The 14,125-nt window shown below is 69.7% G+C and carries 16 protein-coding genes and 2 riboswitches; of the genes, 6 read left to right on the top strand and 10 right to left on the bottom strand.

The features are described from left to right. Positions 1–75: 75 nt before the first annotated feature. From BM424_RS01205 to BM424_RS01220, 5 genes are all read right to left on the bottom strand, one after another. Positions 76–510, bottom strand: coding sequence for an SRPBCC family protein (locus BM424_RS01205; protein ID WP_093413039.1), 435 nt, complete (start codon positions 508–510; stop codon positions 76–78). Between the two features lie 9 nt (positions 511–519). Next, positions 520–1,350 (bottom strand): phosphoenolpyruvate hydrolase family protein, encoded by an 831-nt coding sequence (locus BM424_RS01210; RefSeq protein WP_093413041.1) that lies wholly within the window; start codon positions 1,348–1,350, stop codon positions 520–522. Between the two features lie 23 nt (positions 1,351–1,373). Further along, positions 1,374–2,555, bottom strand: coding sequence for a Tm-1-like ATP-binding domain-containing protein (locus BM424_RS01215; RefSeq protein WP_093413042.1), 1,182 nt, complete (start codon positions 2,553–2,555; stop codon positions 1,374–1,376). Positions 2,556–2,693: 138 nt separating this feature from the next. After that, positions 2,694–2,864 (bottom strand): hypothetical protein, encoded by a 171-nt coding sequence (locus tag BM424_RS28665; RefSeq protein ID WP_175547891.1) that lies wholly within the window; start codon positions 2,862–2,864, stop codon positions 2,694–2,696. A 306-nt stretch (positions 2,865–3,170) separates the two neighbouring features. Beyond that, entirely contained in the window at positions 3,171–4,349 is a 1,179-nt protein-coding gene (locus BM424_RS01220) for an acyl-CoA dehydrogenase family protein (RefSeq protein WP_093413044.1), read from the bottom strand. Positions 4,350–4,455: 106 nt separating this feature from the next. Between BM424_RS01220 and BM424_RS01225 the strand changes: the two genes are divergently transcribed. The 3 genes from BM424_RS01225 to BM424_RS01235 all read left to right on the top strand — a co-directional run bounded on the left by BM424_RS01225 (position 4,456) and on the right by BM424_RS01235 (position 5,708). After that, on the top strand, positions 4,456–5,088 hold the full coding sequence (locus BM424_RS01225; RefSeq protein ID WP_093413045.1) for a TetR/AcrR family transcriptional regulator: 633 nt from the start codon (positions 4,456–4,458) through the stop codon (positions 5,086–5,088). A 70-nt stretch (positions 5,089–5,158) separates the two neighbouring features. After that, the gene (locus BM424_RS01230; RefSeq protein ID WP_093413047.1) at positions 5,159–5,392 is read left to right on the top strand and encodes a hypothetical protein; all 234 of its coding nucleotides are present in this window, start codon (positions 5,159–5,161) and stop codon (positions 5,390–5,392) included. A gap of 1 nt (position 5,393) precedes the next feature. Next, complete coding sequence (locus BM424_RS01235) at positions 5,394–5,708, top strand: type II toxin-antitoxin system PemK/MazF family toxin (RefSeq protein WP_245775531.1); 315 nt, start codon at positions 5,394–5,396, stop codon at positions 5,706–5,708. 10 nt (positions 5,709–5,718) lie between these two features. On the opposite strand, the gene BM424_RS01240 is transcribed toward BM424_RS01235, so the two are convergent. Further along, positions 5,719–5,955: a hypothetical protein gene (locus BM424_RS01240; RefSeq protein ID WP_139273983.1), complete on the bottom strand. Its 237-nt coding sequence runs from the start codon at positions 5,953–5,955 to the stop codon at positions 5,719–5,721. 143 nt (positions 5,956–6,098) lie between these two features. Next, positions 6,099–6,195, top strand: a riboswitch (glycine riboswitch). Position 6,196: 1 nt separating this feature from the next. Then, a riboswitch (glycine riboswitch) is annotated at positions 6,197–6,297 on the top strand. 137 nt (positions 6,298–6,434) lie between these two features. Here BM424_RS01240 and gcvT point away from each other — a divergent pair. The 3 genes from gcvT to BM424_RS01255 all read left to right on the top strand — a co-directional run bounded on the left by gcvT (position 6,435) and on the right by BM424_RS01255 (position 10,434). Further along, positions 6,435–7,532, top strand: coding sequence for a glycine cleavage system aminomethyltransferase GcvT (gene gcvT, locus BM424_RS01245; RefSeq protein WP_093413051.1), 1,098 nt, complete (start codon positions 6,435–6,437; stop codon positions 7,530–7,532). A 30-nt stretch (positions 7,533–7,562) separates the two neighbouring features. Further along, on the top strand, positions 7,563–8,843 hold the full coding sequence (glyA, locus tag BM424_RS01250) for a serine hydroxymethyltransferase (protein WP_093413053.1): 1,281 nt from the start codon (positions 7,563–7,565) through the stop codon (positions 8,841–8,843). A 208-nt stretch (positions 8,844–9,051) separates the two neighbouring features. Next, positions 9,052–10,434 carry an amino acid permease gene (locus BM424_RS01255; RefSeq protein ID WP_093413054.1) on the top strand — a complete coding sequence of 461 codons (1,383 nt, stop codon included), beginning with the start codon at positions 9,052–9,054 and terminating at the stop codon, positions 10,432–10,434. A 9-nt stretch (positions 10,435–10,443) separates the two neighbouring features. On the opposite strand, the gene BM424_RS01260 is transcribed toward BM424_RS01255, so the two are convergent. The 4 genes from BM424_RS01260 to dacB form a co-directional block, all read right to left on the bottom strand. Next, on the bottom strand, positions 10,444–10,875 hold the full coding sequence (locus tag BM424_RS01260; RefSeq protein WP_093413056.1) for a hypothetical protein: 432 nt from the start codon (positions 10,873–10,875) through the stop codon (positions 10,444–10,446). Between the two features lie 113 nt (positions 10,876–10,988). Continuing rightward, entirely contained in the window at positions 10,989–11,366 is a 378-nt protein-coding gene (locus BM424_RS01265) for a helix-turn-helix domain-containing protein (RefSeq protein WP_175547892.1), read from the bottom strand. 213 nt (positions 11,367–11,579) lie between these two features. Then, positions 11,580–12,239, bottom strand: a complete 660-nt coding sequence (locus BM424_RS01270; RefSeq protein WP_093413059.1) for a DedA family protein — start codon at positions 12,237–12,239, stop codon at positions 11,580–11,582. Between the two features lie 106 nt (positions 12,240–12,345). Continuing rightward, positions 12,346–13,917 (bottom strand): D-alanyl-D-alanine carboxypeptidase/D-alanyl-D-alanine endopeptidase, encoded by a 1,572-nt coding sequence (gene dacB, locus BM424_RS01275; RefSeq protein WP_093413060.1) that lies wholly within the window; start codon positions 13,915–13,917, stop codon positions 12,346–12,348. Positions 13,918–14,125: the final 208 nt, after the last annotated feature.

Raw genomic sequence — 14,125 nt, forward strand, 5'->3', positions numbered from 1 at the left:
AACCGGAACGTCCGATCGGGATACCTGAGGCCTTCACTTTTGCCAGTGTTCACGCGGTGGTCGTGCGGGGTGTCCTCAACCCGCCAGATGGGCGGCTAGTCCTTTCAGACCCGTCGCGTAGACACCTCGGGCGAACGTCTTGTCCATCTCGGCCTCGACGTCGGCATCGGAGTCGAAGTCGGCGTACCACTCGACGAAGCTGTGGCCGGTGCTGGTCACCGGCAGCACGTGGATCGTGGAGCGGTAGCTGCGCACCGGGAACGGGCTGGCCGCGAACTCGTAGGTGTAGCTGCGCGCGACGTCGTCGAGGGCCACGAGCCGTTCGCGCACCTCACCTCCGTCGCCGAGCACGAGGTGCCGGACGCACCCGACGCTCGCCGCGTCCCGGCCGTCCTCGATCTCGCTGGAGGCGATCGCCGGGTGCCACACCGGCAACCCGTTGAAGTCGCGCACCGCCTCCCACACCTTCTCGACGGGGGCTTCGACGACCGCGCTGGCGAAGCTGCGCATGCTTCCTCCTCAGAACTTGATGTCGGTGAACGCCTTGGTCTGCTCGGTCAAGGCCTTTTCTGTGGGGAGTCGTTCCATGCTGCTGGCGCCGTAGAAGCCGTGGCAGCGCTGGGTTTTCGACAGGACGTAGGCCGCGTCCTCGGGCATCGCGATGGGCCCGCCGTGACAGAGCACCAGCACGTCGTCGCGGACCTCGGCGGCGGCCTGGGACCACTCGTCGATGAGCCGGACGCAGTCGTCGAGGTTCTTGGCGGTCTCCGCGCCGATCGCGCCGCCGGTGGTCAGACCCATGTGGCAGACGATGATGTCGGCGCCCGCCTCGGTCATCACCCGCGCGTCGTCGGCGGAGAACACGTACGGCGTGGTGAGCAGGTCGGCCTCGCGGGCGGCGGCCACCAGCTCGACCTCCAGGCCGTAGCCCATGCCGGTCTCCTCCAGGTTGGCCCGGAAGGTGCCGTCGATGAGGCCCACGGTCGGGAAGTTCTGGATGCCGGCGAACCCGAGGTCCTTGAGCTCGCGCAGGAACCGCTCGCGCAGCATGAACGGGTCGGTGCCGTTGACCCCGGCCAGCACGGGCGTGCGCTGCACGACCGGCAGCACCTCGCGGGCCATCTCCACCACGATGTCGTTGGCGTTGCCGTAGGCCAGCAGCCCGGCCAGCGAGCCGCGCCCGGCCATCCGGTAGCGGCCGGAGTTGTAGATGACGATCAGGTCGATGCCGCCGGCCTCTTCGCACTTGGCCGACAGCCCGGCCCCGGCGCCGCCGCCGACGATCGGTTCGCCGCGTTGGGCTTGGGCGTGGAACTCGCGGAGCAGGTCCGCGCGGTCGAATCCGTTCATCACCCCTCCAGTGTCGGTACTGCTCACAGGATTTCACGGAACGCGGCGAGCAGCGCCGTGACGAACTCCTCGTCGTTGACGTTGTGCTCGACCCGCAGCAGGCGCCGGTCGTCGGTCTGCCGGACCTCGCGTTCGAGGGTCTCGAACAGCGCGGCGTCGGCCTCCGGGTCGTGGAAGGGCTGGCCGGGCGCGTCCAACATGGACACCCCGCCGGTCGGCAGCAGGAAGCGGACCGGGCCCTCGCAGGCGTTGAGCTTGCGGGCGAGGAACGAGCCGATCTCCCGGCACTCCTCTGGCGTGGTGCGCATCAGCGTCACCTGCGGGTTGTGCACGTAGAGGTTGCGGTCCCGGTAGCGCTCCGGAACCGTCTCGCGCGCACCGAAGTTCACCATGTCCAGGGCGCCGCAGGAGCCGACGTAGGGCACCCGGGTGCGGGCGATGGCGTCGAGCCGCTGCTCCCCCGCGCTCATCACGCCGCCCGCGATGAGGTCGCAGATCTCGGTGGTGGTGACGTCCAGGACGGCGTGCACCAGGCCGTCGTCGACGAGCTTCTCCATCGCCCGCCCGCCGGTGCCGGTCGCGTGGAACACCAGCGGGTCGAACTCGGCTTCGAGCCGTCCGGCCGCGGCGGTCACGCAAGGCGTGGTGACGCCGAACATCGACAGCGCGACGGCGGGTTTGTCGTCGGCCTGCGGCATCGGGTGGCTGATCGCGCCGAGCAGCGCGTGCGCGGCGTTGCCGAGGATGCGGCGGGAGATCCGGTTCAGCCCGGCGACGTCGGTGACCGACGGGAACATCGCGATGTCGGTGGCGTCGACGTAGCCGGAGGTGTCGCCGGAGGCCACAGTGGACACCATCACCTTCGGCACGCCCACCGGCAGTTCCCGCATCGCGGGGGTGATCAGCGCGGTCCCGCCGGAGCCGCCGAGCCCGATGACGCCGTCGACGTCGCGGTCGCGCAGGAAGCGGGTGAAGGCGGTGGCCATCGCGGTCACGGCCGAGCCGCGGTCGCCGGTGAACACGGCCTCGGCGCCGTCGGGGTGGTGCGCGGCGACCTCGGCGGCCTGGACGTCGGCGCGGGAGGTCTCGCCGGAGGTCGACAGGTCGACGGTGATGACGGGATGGCCCCGGGCGATGAGGTCGGCGACGTGGTGGAGCTCATCGCCCTTGGTGTCGAACGTTCCCGCGACGTACGCGCTGCCCATCCGCGACCTCCGTGCTGCTCGCCATCGAGAACAACCCGGGACGGGACTCTACTGTCGATCGGCCTCCGGGCAACAGAAAACGGCCCCCGGCATCAAGCCGGAGGCCGTCTCCGGGACTTCCGCCCGCAGAGCTCGCGCTCAGTGGCCGCTGCCCTGCGAGCCGGAGCCGCCCTTGCCCGTGAACTTGTTCTTGACCTGCTCGATCTTTTCCTTGTTCTTCGGGTCGGAGGCGTACTTCTTGGCCTGGTCGATCACCTTCTTGCCCTGCGGGCTCTTCGCGAAGTCGGTGACCTTCTTGAACAGAGACATCATCACTCCCGAAGCATCGAGGCCGTCACCGACCAGGGTACCGACAAATCACCCACCGATGGCAGATCACCTGCTCGAACGGAGTGGCGAAGACCGAACCAGCCGGACAGAAGGGGCCATGCGGCGAAGCCGCATTCTCTTCCACCACCTAAGACGCTGGCACCGCCGCGGGTTCTGAGCGCCTTCGTGGCGAGTACGCCGGGACGCCGTGTATTGGACATACATCAGGAGCGGCGCACGGAGTCCACGAAGGCGCTCAGGTTCCGCCACCCGCACCGCCAAGCAAAGCAACCACTCGTCTGCCTCCTAGCCCAGGACTCCGCTGACCGAGGCGTGGCCCTTGAGCACGTTGCGGGCGATGGTGCGGCGCTGGATCTCGTCGGTTCCCTCGAAGATGCGCAGCAGTCGCAGGTCGCGGTACCAGCGCTCGACCGGGAGCTCCTTGGTGTAGCCCATGCCGCCGTGGATCTGCAGCACGCGGTCGACGATCTGGTTGGCGTGCGTGGCGCCGAACAGCTTGGCGATGGACTGCGCGTGGCGGGAGTCCATGCCCTGGTCGACCTGCCAGGCGGCCTGCAGGATCAGCCAGCGCAGCGCCTCGATCTCGACCGCGGAGTCGGCGATCATCCACTGGATGGCCTGCCGCTCGGCGATCGGCGCGCCGAAGGTCTCGCGCTGCTGGGCGTACTCCGAGCCCATCTCGACCAGCCGCTCGCAGGCGCCGAGCGCGGCGGCCGGCAGCAGGTAGCGGCCGCGGCCGATCCACTGCATGGCCAGGCCGAAGCCGTTGCCGACCTCGCCGAGCACGTTCTCGGACGGCACCCGCACGTTGTCGAACACCAGCGCGGCGGGCTGGCGCTCGTCGGGGCCCATGATGTCGATCGGCTCGGACTTCCAGCCCATGTCGCGGTCGACGAGGAAGCAGGTGACGCCGCCGTTGGCACCCTTCTCGCGGTCGGTGACGGCGAAGACCATCACGAAGTCGGCGTCGATGCCGCCGGTGATGAAGGTCTTCTCGCCGTTGATGACCCACTCGTCGCCGTCCCGGACGGCCGTGGTGCGCAGGTTCTTCGCGTCGGAGCCCGCGCCGGGCTCGGTGATGGCGAAGCAGGACTTGCGGGTGCCCTCGATGGTGGGCAGCAGGTAGCGCTGCTTCTGGTCCTCGTTGGCGTAGTAGAGGATGTTGTCGGCGTAGCCGCCGAAGCGGAACGGCACGTAGGTGCGGCCGAGCTCGACCTCGATCAGCGCCGTCATGACCGCCGAGAGGTTCATGCCGCCGTACTCCTCGGGCGTCTGCACGCCCCAGAACCCGGCTTCCTTGGCCTTGTTCTGCAGTTCCTTGAGCTCGTCCTTGGTCAGACCGCGCTGCCCCGCCCGCTCTCTGCGCAGCACCTCCGGCTCCAGCGGCATGAGCTCCCGCTGGACGAAGTTGCGCACCCAGTCGCGGATGTCGCGCTCGGTCTCGGAGAGCGAGAAGTCGACCATCGCGTCGTTCCTTTCCGTGCAGGCCGGTAACTAACACCGTTAGTTTTATGGCAGCCTAGAACCGTCCCGGCGCACGCCGCAAGGGATCCCGGTGAGGAGAGAGACGTTGCCCAGACCCAGCACACCCCGGCTCTCCCCGGAACGCATCCGGAAGATCGGGCTGGAGATCATCGACGCCGAGGGCCTGGAGGCGCTGTCCATGCGCAGGCTCGCCGAACGCCTCGACGTGCGCGCGGCCTCGCTGTACAACCACGTCGCCACCAAGGACGACCTGCTGCACGAGATCGCCGACGAGGTGATCAGCGAGGTCGACGCCTCCGGTTTCGACCAGGACTGGGCGACCGGCCTGCGCAGCTGGGCCCGCTCCTACCGCGCGGCCCTGGCCGACCACCCGAACCTGGTCCCGTTCATCGCCTACGGCCCGGCCCGCCGCGAGTCCGCCCTGCGCGTCGCCGACGCCGTCCACGGCGGCCTCACCCGCGCCGGCTGGCCGCAGCGCTACGCCACGATGATCGGCGCCTCGACGAAGTACCTGGTCATCGGCTCGGCGATGGGCTCGTTCAGCCACGGCTTCCCCGCCGACGCCGCCGTCTACACCGACCGCTACCCGCACCTCGCCCGAGCCCACCTGCTGCAGCAGAAGGCCGCCGAGATCGACACGGCCAGCTTCGAACTAGCCCTCACAGCCCTCATCGACGGCCTCACAACCCAACTCGCCGACATCACCCGCGAACCCTGAACCGAGATCGACACCATCGAGCGAACCGCTTTTGGTTCTCAACCCGGTTCACCGCGCGTACCATTGAGGCATGTCCACCAGCTTCACCGTCCGCCTCGACGACGACGCAGAACGGAAACTGGCTGCCCTCATGAGCGATGGCAGCTCACGCAACAGCGCCATCCGCTACGCGCTGGACGTGTCGTACCGACACCTCGTCAACGAACAGATGCGAGAGGAATCCGCCAGACTGCTTCAAGACCCGGAGGACCTCGCCGAGGTCAACGCCGCCCGCGAAGCGATGGGCGCGGGCGATGCGTGGTGATGTGTACCGACTGAAGGACAACCCGAACGCACGAGGCCACGAGCAACGCGGCCCGCGCTTCGCCGTGATCTTGCAGTCGGACGCGCTCCTGACTTCGACGGTGATCGCCGCTCCCACGTCAACCAGCGCGCGTCCCGCAGTGCACCGTCCCGAGATTCGCATCGGAGAGCAACGGACACGGGTCCTCGTGGAGCAGATCCAGGCGATCGATCCTCTGCACCGGTTCGGCCAACAAGCAGGCACTCTGACAAGGGACGAGATCGAAGAGGTCGACGAGGCACTGCGACGCGTACTGGGGCTTTTCGCGCCCTGGTGAGGAAGCGTGCTCAGCCGGTCGTGAGGTTCCGCGGCGGCGGCACCGGGCCGTGATCCCCCACGAGCGGCTCGGATAGATGCTCGACAAGTTCCGGATCCGCGCACGCGAATGCCGTTGACCTCCAACCGTAGAAGGTCTGGGCGATCTCATCGTCATCCCCGCTGGCCAACGCCCGCGCGTAATCGGCTTCGAACTCCAACCGAGCGGCTTCGGGCAGCAAGGACAACCACGCCAGAACATCACTCACGGCAATGATCCTATCCGGAGGGTTACGTTCTCGAATCACCTGGAAGCCCCGGAGCGCAAGGGTTGAGATCACTCGGTCTTCCTGTTGACTGGGGTGTGGGGGCTTCGTAGCGTCTGTGAGCAGCACAACCGAATACGCGCCGATGACGTCTCGCGGGAGAGACCTCGCCCTCGTCGGGCGAGGCGCCGAAGGAGCAATACTCCCCAGTAAACTCTCAGGCACCATTACCGCAGGACACCAGGCGAAACACGGAGAAAAGCAGGAGCTTCGCGCTCCTCGCCCACGGTGCAAACCACCCTCGCCGGGTGGTGAAACTCTCAGGCCAATGACTCCGGGGAGACCCCGCCCGACCAGCGCAGACCGCGCCGGTCGGGGGTCGAGGCGCCCCGGATAAGGTTGGGCGCGTGAGCTGACCGGCCCTCGACTGCCGACCGGCACGCCCACCCAGGAGGAGTTTCACCATGCCATCGCCCGGACAGATGCCCCGACGAACGCCCCTCCACGCGGTGCACGAATCCCTCGGCGCCACCTTCACGGAGTTCGCCGGCTGGCAGATGCCGCTGCGCTACAGCGGCGACACCGCCGAGCACAACGCCGTGCGCAGCAGCGCAGGCCTCTTCGACCTCACGCACATGGGCGAGATCCTCATCAGCGGCCCGCAGGCCGCCGAGGCGCTGGACTACGCGCTGGTCGCCAACGCCTCCGCCATCACCCCCGGTCGCGCCCGCTACACCATGATCTGCAACGAGACCGGCGGCGTGCTCGACGACCTCATCGTCTACCGGCTCGCCGACCAGGAGTTCCTGGTCGTGGCCAACGCCGCCAACGCCGCGGTGGTCTCCGCCGAGCTGGCCGAGCGGGTCTCCGGGTTCGACGCGAAGCACGCCGACGTCTCCGACGACTACGCGCTGATCGCGGTGCAGGGCCCGAACGCGGTGGCGATCCTGGCGCCGCTGACCGACACCGACCTGAGCACCGTGAAGTACTACGCGGGCTACCGCGCGACCGTCGCGGGCAAGGACGTGCTGCTGGCGCGCACCGGCTACACCGGCGAGGACGGCTTCGAGCTGTTCACCGCCCCCGGCGACGCCGAGACCGTGTGGCAGGCGCTGGCCGAGTCCGGTGCCGCGCACGACCTCCAGCCGGCCGGCCTGTCCTGCCGCGACACGCTGCGCCTGGAGGCGGGCATGCCGCTGTACGGCAACGAGCTCTCCGCCGAGCTCACGCCGTACCACGCCAACCTCGGCCGGGTCGTCAAGCTGGACAAGGACGGCGACTTCGTCGGCAGGTCCGCGCTGGCCGCGGTCGCCGAGAAGCCCACCGAGCGCACCCTGGTGGGCCTGACCACCGAGCAGCGGCGGGCGCCCCGCCACGGCTACCGGGTCCTCGACGCCGACGGCGCCGAGGTCGGTGAGGTCACCAGCGGCGCCCCGTCCCCGACCCTCGGCCACCCGATCGGGATGGCCTACGTCGACCGGGAGCACAGCGAGCCCGGCACTTCCCTGCAGGTCGACATCCGCGGCCGCAACGTCGCGGTGCAGGTCGTCGAACTTCCCTTCTACCGCCGCAACGCCTGACTGAAAGAAAGAAACAGGAGGCACACACTGATGTCGAACCCGGATCTGTTCAACGATGCCCTGGCAACGGTTGACCCGGAGGTCGCAGCGGCGGTCGGCGCCGAGCTGGGTCGCCAGCAGAACACGCTCGAGATGATCGCCTCCGAGAACTTCGCCCCGCAGGCGGTTCTGCAGGCGCAGGGCTCGGTGCTCACCAACAAGTACGCCGAGGGCTACCCGGGCAAGCGCTACTACGGCGGTTGCGAGCACGTCGACGTCGTCGAGCAGCTGGCCATCGACCGGGTCAAGGACCTCTTCGGCGCCACCTACGCCAACGTGCAGCCGCACTCGGGCGCGCAGGCCAACGCCGCGGCCATGTTCGCGCTGCTCAAGCCGGGTGACACCATCATGGGCCTGGACCTGGCCCACGGCGGCCACCTGACCCACGGCATGCGGATCAACTTCTCCGGCAAGCTCTACAACGTCGTGCCGTACCACGTCTCCGACGACGACCACCGGGTCGACATGGACGAGGTCGCGCGCCTGGCGCGGGAGAACAAGCCGCAGCTGATCGTCGCGGGCTGGTCGGCCTACCCGCGTCAGCTGGACTTCAAGCGGTTCCGGGAGATCGCCGACGAGGTCGGCGCCTACCTGATGGTCGACATGGCGCACTTCGCGGGCCTGGTGGCCGCGGGCCTGCACCCGTCGCCGGTGCCGCACGCGCACGTGGTCACCACGACCACGCACAAGACGCTGGGCGGCCCGCGCGGTGGCGTGATCCTCTCCAGCGACGAGGAGTTCACCAAGAAGTTCAACTCCGCGGTCTTCCCCGGTCAGCAGGGCGGCCCGCTGGAGCACGTGATCGCGGGCAAGGCGGTCGCCTTCAAGATCGCCGCCGGCGAGGAGTTCAAGGACCGCCAGCGCCGCACGGTCGAGGGTGCGCAGATCCTGGCCGAGCGCCTGCTGGCCGCCGACGCGGCCGAGGCCGGCGTCTCGCTGGTCTCCGGCGGCACCGACGTGCACCTGGTGCTGGTGGACCTGCGCAACTCCGAGCTGGACGGCAAGCAGGCCGAGGACCGGCTGCACGAGATCGGCATCACCGTCAACCGCAACGCGGTGCCCAACGACCCGCGCCCGCCGATGGTCACCTCGGGTCTGCGGATCGGCACCCCGGCGCTGGCCACCCGCGGCTTCGGCAAGGAGGAGTTCACCGAGGTCGCCGAGGTCATCGCCCAGGCCCTCAAGCCGAACTTCGACGAGTCGATCAGCGCCGAGCTGCGCACCCGGGTCGAGGCGCTGGCCGCCAAGCACCCGCTGTACCCGAACCTCTGATCGCCTGAGCGAAACGCCGCGCTCCGGACCGAAAAGTCCGGAACGCGGCGTTTTTTCGCGCTCGCTCCGATGCGAACGCGGTTCAACGGGCGAACTTCGACGCCGATCTCTTGCCGCAGGTCGGCAGCGGGAGGATCATCTGCGCGAACCCGCCGGTGGGAACGCGCCGAACCTCTCCGGCATTCGTCCACAGAGGAGCCGCACTCCCATGAGCCAGCCAGTGGCCGAGTACAAGAGGGACCTCGGCACTCGGCACATCAACATGATCGCCATCGGTGGCGCGATCGGCGTCGGGTTGTTCCTCGGCTCCGGCAAGGCGCTCCACCAGGTCGGCCCCGGGCTGATCCTGATCTACGCCATCGCCGGTCTGATGATCTTCTTCGTGATGCGGGCGCTCGGCGAGCTGCTGATGTACCGCCCGGTCAGCGGGTCCTTCGCCGAGTACGCGGGCGAGTTCGTCGGCCCGTGGGCGCGCTTCGCCACCGGCTGGGGCTACTGGCTGGTGTGGATCGTGACCGGCATGGCCGAGATCACCGCGGTCGGCGAGTACTTCCAATTCTGGTTCCCCGAGCTGCCGCAGTGGATCCCGGCGCTGGGCGCGCTGGTCGTGCTCAGCGCGGTCAACCTCATCGCGGTGAAGCTCTTCGGCGAGTTCGAGTTCTGGTTCGCCCTGATCAAGGTGCTGGCCATCGTCGGCCTGATCGTGCTGACCGCCGCCATCCTGGTGTTCGGCTTCTCCGACGTCGGCGACACCGCCTCGCTGCGCAACATCTGGGACCGGGGCGGGCTGTTCCCGAACGGCGCGGTCTCGTCGCTGCTGGCCTTCCAGATCGTGATGTTCGCGTTCGTCGGCGTGGAGATGGTCGGCCAGACCGCCAGCGAGAGCTCCGACCCGCAGCGGGTGCTGCCGCGGGCGATCAACTCGGTGATGTGGCGGATCCTGATCTTCTACGTGGGCGCGCTGATCGCGCTGACCGCCCTGGTGCCGTGGCAGCAGTTCCCGGCCGACGGCAGCCCGTTCGTGCACGCCTTCACCCTGATCGGCATCCCGGCCGCCGCCGGTGTCATCAACTTCGTGGTGACCACGGCCGCGCTGTCGTCGTGCAACAGCGGCATCTACTCCACCGGCCGCATGCTGCGCACCCTGTCCGAGGAGGGCCAGGCGCCGCGCGGGCTGGGGCGGCTGTCGGGCCGGGCGGTGCCAGCGCGGGCGATCGGCGTGACGTTCTGCGCGATGCTGATCGGCGTCGCGCTCAACTACCTCGTGCCCGAGCAGGCGTTCACCTACATCACCAGCGCGAGCACCGTCGGCGCGATCTTCACCTGGGGCATGATCGTCGTGGCGCACCTGGGCTACCGCCGCAAGGTCGCGCGGGGCGAGCTGCCCGCGGGCCGGTTCCGGATGCCGCTGGCCCCGTACTCGAACTACGTGGTGCTGGCGTTCCTGCTGTTCGTGGTGGTGCTGCTGGCCTTCGACCCCGAGACCCGCATCGCCCTCTACATCACGCCGGTGCTGGCGGTCGCGGTGCTCGTCGGCTACCTCGCCTCCCGCAAGAAGGAGCCGGTCGAGTCGAACCCCCGCATCGGGTGAGGTTCGCGCTCAGGCGCCTTCGGCGGCGTCGGCGAGGTCCTGGAGCGCGCGGGCCAGCTGCTCGGCCTCGGTGCGGCCGAGCTCGCTGGGCTCGTAGCCGGCGTCGCAGGTGGTGCGGCCGAGCCAGGTGATCATGTAGGTCTCGGCGCCGTCGGCCTCGATCGCGAGGTTGAGCTGCTGGCCGGAGCGCGGCATGGCGAAGGAGACCTGCCCCGCCTCGGCGTCGAGCAGGTCGAGCACCGCCCCGGCCAGGTCGCGGGCCTCGTCCGGGGACAGCTCGCAGGGCTCGCAGCCGGTGCTGTCGCGGGGGCTGTCGACGAACGCGATCAGGTAGGTCTCCCCCGCCGAGGTCTCGACCGCCACGTGCAGCCGCTCGCCGGTGCGGGGCGCGACGATGGCGGCGGCGTGGGCCGGTGCGCTCGAGGTGCCGGTGTGGCTCATGCTGTCACCTCTCATCCCTTCAGGACAGCAGTCCACTCCCATTCCAGCCCGTTGTCATCCCGTCAACACCCTTCCTGGCGGAACCGTTTCCGAATTTCAATCACGTTCGGCTCCTAGACGCCGGCTTCGGCGGGAGCGGCGCTCTCCAGGCGTTCGACGCGGGCGCTGATCTCGCGGAGCAGGACCTGGGTGGGCACCGAGTCGAGCTCGGGGAGGATCCGGACCTCGGCCCCGGCTTCCTCCGGGCTCAGCCGACCGGCCTTGACCAGGACTTCCAGCAGCGGGACGCCGAGGGCGCGGGCCATGATCCGGGCGTTGCCGATGTCGGGCCGGTAGCCCTTGCGCCAGCGGAAGACCACGCTCGGTTTCAGACCGCTGTGCTCGCAGAAGTCGTGGACGGTCCATCCGCGTTCGGCCAGGTGCCGTTCGAGGTACTCGACGAAGTCGCTGTCCCCGGCCGCGGTCACGTCGCTCGCGCCAGCGTGTGCCATGCGTTCGAGTCTAGTCCCACCCGTGCGACTAGCTGCACTCCGCTGAACAGGTGGCCGGGCACGCCTGCCATCGGAGGCCAGGACGTTCACCATTGGATTCGCCCTGAAACATGCATTAGAGTCCAGCCACATGAACGAGACTCGCTGCGACGCCACTCAGCCGAAGCACCAGCCGCTCGGCCGCGGCGTCCGCATCTCCGCGCACCCCGCCCACTAGGCGGCGGTGTCGATCGCCTCCGACTGCGGCTCGGTCACGACCTGACCCTGCGGACGGCGGCGCTTGTAGGCCCAGACACCCACTCCGACCAGCACGATCGCGATCGCCAGCACCCAGCTCGCGCGGCCGAGCATCGACTCGACGTACTTCGCCGACGCTCCCGCCGCCCAGCCGATGCCGACGTGCGTGGCCGACCAGGCCGCCGCGCCGACCAGCGACGAGAGCACGAACCGCGGGTAGGACATGCCGCTGGCACCCGCCGCGGCCGGCATCAGCGTCCGCACCACCGGCAGGAACCTGCCCAGCAGCACCGCACCGATCCCCCAGCGCCGCAGCAGCGACCCCGCGCGGTCCCAGTGGTGCTGGCCGAGCTTGCGGACCAGCTTCGTCTCGCGCATCTTCAGCCGGTACCGGCGCCCCAGCAAGAAACCGATGTTGTCGCCCACCGCCGCGCACACCGCCACGGTCGCCGCCAGCACCAGGAAGAACCGCAGGTCGGTCACCGCGGCCGAGGCGATCAGCAGCCCGGCCTCCCCCGGCACCAGGAATCCCAGCCCGATCGTGCACTCGCCGAGCACCAGGGCACCGGTGGCCAGCACCAGCAGCGGCCGGGGCAGGCCGGCGATCAGGGCCAGCATGTCGCTGATGAACGTCACGGAACGGGCTCCTCGGCTTGAGCGCGGGGGGCGGACTGCGGTCACGCTACCGGGCAACCCTTGAGCCGTTCTCAGGGATGGCGCTGATGCGCCACGCCAACCGCTTTCAGCAGGACTTCGTCCACGAGCACTCCAGGGCGCCCTCATCGCGCGGCGTGCCCGGGTCGTCGCGCACCGAGCGCGGCTGCGGGATCCGGGCGTGGCCGCGCGGCTGGTCGTCGGCGCCGGTGTGCTGGGCGAGGCGGACCGCGATCGCGTCCTCCAGGTCCTGCGGGGCGTCGGAGAGGAAGTCGTTGAGCACCACCGAGAACACCAGCCCGCGACCGTCGGCCGCGGTGACGTAGCCCGACAGCGAGGTGACCCCGGTCAGCGACCCGGTCTTGGCGTGCACGTTGCCTGCCGCCGGGGTGTCGGTCATCCGGTTGCGCAGGGTGCCGCCGACCATCCGGCCGGCCACGCCCGCGACCGGCAGCGCGTCGGTGAACGGCTGCGCCCACGGGCGCTGGGCGGCGTTGTCGAGCAGCAGCGCGAGCTGGTCCGGGGTGACGCCGTCCATCCGGGACAGCCCGGAGCCGTCCACCAGCCGCAACGCATCGGAGTCGACGCCGAGGCCCCGCAGGGCGTCGGCGACCACGCCGGTCCCGGCTTCCCAGCTGCCCTCGCCCGCCCGCTCGCGGCCCATCGCCTTGACCAGGACCTCGGCGTGACCGTTGTTGCTGAGCTTGAGGAACGGCACCAGCAGCTCGCGCAGCGGCATCGAGTCGCGCGCGGCCAGCTCGCGGGCGCCCTGCGGAGCGGCGGCTTCCCCGGTACCCGAGACGGTGATGCCGTGGGCCGCGAGGGCGCGGGCGAAGACGTCGGTGGCGTAGGCGGTCGCGTCGGGAACGGCGATCCACTCCTGCACCGGGTCGGCCCCGGCCGGGACGGTGCCGGTGACCACCACGCGGCCGCTGCGGTGATCGCGGGTGACGGTGACGTCCGGCTCGCCCTCGGCGACCGTGGAGGCCCGGTTGTCGACGTCGAGCACGCCGGTCGCCGGGTCCAGCGCGACGTCCGGCGGCTGACCGGGCGCGGTCGGCGTGACCCGCACGATCGCGCTGCCCGCGTCGAAGTCGGTGTTCGGGGCAACGGTCAGCGCCGACACCGGGGCCGAGTAGTAGTACGGCTCGTCGTCCCAGGCCCAGCCGCTGCCCAGCGGCACGTCGTCGAACCAGGTGTCGTCGGCCAGCAGCCTGCCCCGCACCTCGCGCACGCCCTGCTCGGCGAGCCGGGCCGCGAGCGCGTCGTAGTCGGCGGCGAGCATCGTCGGGTCGCCCGTGCCGCGCAGGTACAGGTCGCCGTCGAGGGTCGCGCCCTGCTGGGCGGCGTCGCTGAGCACCTGGGTGCGGAAGCGGTAGTCCGGGCCGAGGACCTCCAGCGCGGCGGCGGCGGTGAACAGCTTCGCGTTCGAGGCCGGGGTGGCGCGGTCGGTGGCCTGCCTGCTGTAGAGGATCTCGTCGGTGGCGGGGTCGCGGACCACGACTCCGGCCTGGACTCCGCCGAGGCGCGGATCGGCCAGGATGTCGTCGAGGTCGACCTTGAGCGCGTCCACCCCGGTCGGCGCGGCACCCGTCGACGGCACCACCGCCAGCGGCAACGCCACCGCCAGCCCGACCACGAACCCCCACCGTCTTCGCATGCCGGCTCCTCTCCGAGATCACGGAGACTAGGCAGCGCGATGTGGAAGGTCAACGAACCCAACCCAAAAGTCGCACCCCAGAAACCCACCCCACCCGATCCCGCCTCACCCACCCAACCCCGGAACACCGCCGTAACCAGGCACCCGAATACCGGAGTAATCCGGACCCCGAATACCGCCGGAATCCGTCAACGGAATACCGCAGTAT

This window comes from Saccharopolyspora flava, assembly GCF_900116135.1.
In the GTDB taxonomy this organism is placed as follows: Bacteria; Actinomycetota; Actinomycetes; order Mycobacteriales; family Pseudonocardiaceae; genus Saccharopolyspora; species Saccharopolyspora flava.